The 5,426-nt window shown below is 55.1% G+C and carries 4 protein-coding genes; all 4 read right to left on the reverse strand.

From position 1 onward, the window contains the following. On the reverse strand, window positions 1–2,454 hold a 2,454-nt coding region (locus EJP87_RS13685; RefSeq protein WP_130472429.1), incomplete at its 3' end, for a type I restriction endonuclease subunit R. Next, window positions 2,451–3,383: an Abi family protein gene (locus EJP87_RS13690; protein ID WP_130472430.1), complete on the reverse strand. Its 933-nt coding sequence runs from the start codon at window positions 3,381–3,383 to the stop codon at window positions 2,451–2,453. The genes EJP87_RS13685 and EJP87_RS13690, both read right to left, overlap by 4 nt. 274 nt (window positions 3,384–3,657) lie before the next feature. Further along, window positions 3,658–4,863, reverse strand: coding sequence for a restriction endonuclease subunit S (locus EJP87_RS13695; RefSeq protein WP_130472431.1), 1,206 nt, complete (start codon window positions 4,861–4,863; stop codon window positions 3,658–3,660). 71 nt (window positions 4,864–4,934) lie between these two features. Next, window positions 4,935–5,426, reverse strand: a 492-nt coding sequence (locus EJP87_RS13700) for an N-6 DNA methylase (RefSeq protein WP_153188681.1), incomplete at its 5' end; no start/stop codon positions are given.

Here is a 5,426-nt window from a genome sequence, read left to right on the forward strand (position 1 = left end):
ATCCTCCCTGACCTTTTGCCGGGTGTCATAGCTCTCTCCCCCCTCTCCTTCGGCATACCTGGGCATCAGCACTTGCCGGTACTGCTCCAGATCCTTCCGGTTCTTCACGGAGTCAAACAGGGACCACAAACGGCTGTGCAGAGTAGGCAACCGTTTGTACTCGGTGCTCATCTGACTATAAAGCCCATCAAGATCATCCAGGTCATAGCCAGCCTGGGTGCGATTGGCCAGATCCTGGTAGTCGGACATGGCGGTGTCCAGTGCGCCAAGAATGCCCCGATAGTCGATGAGCAAGCCAAAGCGTTTGTGTTCATGGAGACGGTTCACCCTGGCGATGGCCTGGATCAGGCTATGGTCCTTCAGCGGTTTGTCGATGTAGAGCACGGCGTTCCGGGGTTCATCAAAGCCGGTCAGCAGCTTGTCCACCACGATGAGAATATCCGGATCGCCGTCGGTGGCGAAGGCGTCCACGGTGTCCCGCTCGTAGTTCTCGGCTTTGTGACCCACGTTGTCCTTCCACCACTGTTGCACCTCGGGCAGTTTGGCCTCGTCCACATCCTGGTGGCCCTCCCGTGTGTCCGGGGAGGAGATCACCACGGCACTGCTCACCATCCCGGTGGCGTCCAGACATTGCTTGTAGCGAATGGCGGAGAGCTTGCTGTCGGTCGCCAGTTGGCCCTTCAGGCCGGTATTGAGGGACTTGAAATTTTCCTCAAAATGGACGGCGATATCCCAGGCGATCAACTCGATGCGGTTGGCAGAACCGTACACTGGCCCCTTCTGACCGTACTTTTGTTTCAGATCGGATTTCTGTTGCTCGGACAATCCGGCGGTGATCTTCTCGAACCAATTGTCGATGGCGGTGGCGTTGACGTTCAGTTCCGGCTTGCGCTCTTCGTAAAGCAGCGGGGTAACGGCCCCGTCCTCCACCGCCCGTTTCATGGTATAGGCGTGAACAATCGGACCAAACTTGTTGGTGGTCTTGTCGTTCTTGAGCAGGGGCGTGCCCGTGAAGGCGATATAGGCGGCGTTGGGCAGGGCCTTGCGCATGCGTTCATGGTTCTCGCCGCCCTGGCTGCGGTGGCCTTCGTCGACAAGGACAATCAACTCCTCGCTGTCATTGCGACATTCGGGTTGACGTGAGGCAGCATTGAACTTGTTGATAATGGTAAAAATGATCCGTTCGCTGCCCTTGCCGATGCGCCAGGCCAGTTCCTTGCCGGTCTTGACCTTGGCCTGTTCACCCTCCTTGCGGCTGGCGATATCGGAGCCAAAGGCCCCGCCGGATAGGAAGGTACGGGCCAACTGCTTTTCCAGGTCAATCCGGTCGGTGACCACGACAATGCGGCACTCCCGGAGTGCGGGGTCGAGTAGCAGGGCCTTGCAGAGAAACACCATGGTGAAGGATTTTCCTGAGCCGGTGGTGTGCCAGACAACCCCACCCTCGCGACCGCCCTGGGTTTTTTTCCCATTGATGCGGGCCAGCAGCTTTTTGATACCGAACACCTGTTGATAACGGGCAGCAATCTTGCCGTTTTTCTTGTCGGATAAAAGAAAATAGCGCACAAATTCCAGCAGACGATCTGGTGCGAGCAGGCTGATCAGCAGGCGGTCCTGGTCGGTGGGCAGTTGCGGGCTGGACCACAGGCTTGCAAAGTAGGTGCGCATCCTGGCCGGTTTGTCGGCGAACAGAACGGCACGAGACTCAGGGGACAAGGGCTGGTTTTTGACCTGAGCGAAATGGGCCTCGCTCAACTCTTCCTCCCGCCATTGCGACCAGAATTTGGCCGGGGTTTTGACCGTCCCGTAGCGGCCTTCGGTGGTACTGACCGAGAGCAGCAACTGGGCATAGGCGAACAGGAGGGGAATCTCATCCTGGCCCTGGTTGCGGATCTGCTGGCTGATACCTTCCGCAACCATGGAAGTGTTGGGGTTACCGGAATCAGGCCGTTTGGCCTCGATGACTACCAGGGGGATGCCGTTGACGAAACAGAGAATGTCCGGCCGCCGGGTGTGGGTTCCCTGCTCCGAAAGCAGTTCGAACTCTTCCGTCACCAGTAGGCTGTTGGCGGCAGGATGATCCCAATTGACCAGGGGAATGGTGGGTTGCACCTTTTTGCCATCGATAAATTCCGTCACCGTCACCCCCAGGGTGAGCATGGTGTAAAGACGCTCGTTGGCGGTTAGCAACCCCTCGTGCAGTCCAGGAGCGGCCACCTCCCGAACAATCTGCTCAATGGCATTGGGGGAAAGGGGATACTCTGCACCCTTGTGCGTGAAACGTCGTTTCTGGAGTTCTTCCACCAGCACAGCGCGCAGCAGCACCTCTCGCGTGCTACCGCGCCAGCTCAAACATTGGGCGGGAGAGACATAACGCCATCCCAGGTTGATCAACGTGGCCAGTGCCGGAATGTGGGCACTGTATTGCTCTCTGGTTTCGGGGGTGGTGGTCATGGCGTCCCCTCCAAACCACTGCGCGGACTCCAGAAAGGATGCTCCCGCCAGCTTTCGGGCAGACCCATGCTTTCGCGCCAACGGGGGATCTCCGCCATAGGTTCCAGCAGTCTGTTGCACCGTTGCTGCCACTCCTCTGCCGAGGGCATAACGGCCAGCAGCTGGCGCAACATCAGAAGGATAATGAAAACCCGGTCCGTGCGGGGAGTTGCAGGGGGTTGCCAATCTTCACTTTTCGGACGACTTGGACGAATTGCCAACTCCCGGTTCCACAAACGGCCATGGTGGGCACAAACGTTGCGGATGTAGGTCAGAACATGGAGCCATTGGGCAAGCTGCTTGTGGTGCAGTCGGAACCAGTCAGCAATGGGTTTCTTGTCCTCATGTTTGAGTCCGCCGAACAGGACAGAAATGTTGCCCAGGCTCATAATCTCCGTGGCTTTCCAGATGGGCAGATCGGGAAAGCCGTCATAGGTTTCCCGGTGATGGCGGATGAACTCTTCCTTGGATCGTCCAACCTCCTCCTCTACGCTGGCCAACCATTCCGCGTGTTTGAAGCCCGTGTGAAAGTTGGTGTGCTGCAAATGGCCAAACGTGCCATAAGCATGCGCCAGTTGATAAGTCAGCCGGGTACGGACGGCAATCTCCACCCGTTCGATGGCGTCCATGATAGACAATCTCAATCGCCGGTCGAATTCGTAGAGCGTTATGATTGCGCTGCTCGTGGTCCCTGGCTCCAGGAGATCGGTGACGTTGCCGTCCTGGTCTCGCACGCGGAAGGGATACCAGTAGGCACTGAGGCGGTAGTAGCTGGTGGATTCCAGGACGCAGAGGATTTGCTCCTGGTCGTCAACGACAAGCCCCCGCTCAACCAACTGGGCGAGTTGCTGGTCAAAGGTCAACGGAGGCTTGGTATAGGGTCTGGTCATGATGCCCTCCTGATCGGAGGGCAATAAAAAAACCGCCAAGGTTGCGCGTGCCGAGGACGAGTCCAAGGTATAGGCGTGGCGGTTATGTTGAGTACAGTATAGACAAAGCAGCGGAAGTTTGCGAGGCTTTTTTTGAAATTTTGACAATCCGCCTGTTGGTCTGAACCAGTTCGGACGCACGGCACAGCACCGCTCGCCAAGACGGGGAACGGAAAAGGGCAAAAGGAGTGTTTGTGTTCGCAGTGCTGTGCATGTGGGGTGTGTTTGCCAGCCATCATGCCACATCCTCGTCCACCTTCACCCGCCGTTTGCCGGTGAGAAGTTGCTGCATGAGGGCTTTTTTCTGTTCGTTTAGTTGCCGAAGCTGCCGGTCGAGATTGCGGATTAATGTGTCGGCATTGTTGAGCACGTTGGAGATTGCCCTTTGCTCTTCCTCGGATGGACAATATGCAGCGATCCCTTTCACATCAGTTGCATTAATGGCCGGATAGCTAGAGCCGACAACGAGGGCATTGATCTGACCAGTGACATGGGCACTGAAAAGATAGTGGTAGAGAAAACTTCCATCACAACCCTTCTTGGGGGTCAGAACGGCAAATCCCGTAGAAGCAATACAGTCAGCATGGTCCGGCCCGACCCTCGCAAACCCTTGTAGATTTGGTCTGACCGTCGCCATCAGGATGTCCCCTTCTTTGACGATCCGCCTGGCTCGTGACGGTGCCTGAGCAAAAACATGTTCTTCCAATTGATTGGCGATATCCCCAGGACCGACATCGGACAGGGAAATATACTGGAACGAAAAGTTATCCGGCGTTGTACTGCCAAGAGATCTGGCATCGACTCTCGCAATTTCCCCAATATGGGTGCGCTGGAACTCCCCTTTGAACCCAGGCAACCGCCTTTTCCCCGTCAAGAGTTGCTGCATCAGGGCTTTTTTCTGCACCTTGCTGTTGGCGATCAACCGCTCCACGATTTCAATGGCCCGGTCCCAGGTGGAGAGGATGCGGGCGATTTTCTTTTGTTCCGCTCCACTTGGCATACATATTTGTAATTTCTCGAATTCCTTCTGTCCGAGCGTTTTGTTTCTCCCTGCCCCTCCTGGCGAGGCCAATCCTAATAAATATTTCCCTGTTGGAGTGTTAAAATAAAATGTAAGAAAATCAACATCGCAGGCTTCACGAATAGGACGGTACATAGGGAAGCGATGAGAAGCAATTTTCCTATTCTCGTTCTCAGTCGTTCTGGCAATAGCCTGTTCCCAAGCAAAAACAATATTCACTATGAAGCAATTGGGCTGCACCCAGAACACACGTTTTTCCCCAATGCTCGCACCCAATACCGGTTCTTTATGAAAAATCCCTTTTCCATGAGAGCGAATACCGATTTCTTGGTACGTCTCATTCCCGTCAATCATGACAGGTTCAACAACCCTGCTGAGAACGTCACCAATTTTCCGGATTGTCCAACCATCAGGCAACATATTCCATCCCCCTCAAACAATCCGGAAAATCGTGAGCACGACACATGGCGGTTTCAACCTGTTTCTTGGATTCATAAATCATAACCCAACTCTCTTAGGTAGCCGTTCATCTCCACCTCCAAAGCCGCCAATTCAGTTTTCAACTTCTCCCGCTCGGCCCGCACTGCCTGAAGATCAATCTCCTCTTCTTCCACAAAGGTATCCACATAGCGGGGAATATTGAGGTTGAAATCGTTCCCGGCCATCTCGTCAAAGGTGGCCAGATGGGCATACATCTCCACTGATTTGCGGGCCCGGCAGGTTTCGACAATTTTGGCAAGATGAGCCTCCTCCAAAAAATTCTGGTTTTTTCCATCCTGATATTCCCGACTGGCATCGACAAAGAGCACATTCCGATCTCTCTTCTTGCGCCGGAAGATCAAGATGGCCGCCGGAATGCCGGTGCCGTAAAAGAGCTTCTCCGGCAGGCCGATTACCGCATCCAGCAGGTTTTCCTCAATCAATTTTTTCCGAATCAGCCCCTCGCTGGAACCCCGGAACAGCACCCCGTGCGGCACCACTAC

The sequence above is a fragment of the Candidatus Magnetaquicoccus inordinatus genome, from assembly GCF_004217665.1.
GTDB lineage: Bacteria > Pseudomonadota > Magnetococcia > Magnetococcales > Magnetaquicoccaceae > Magnetaquicoccus > Magnetaquicoccus inordinatus.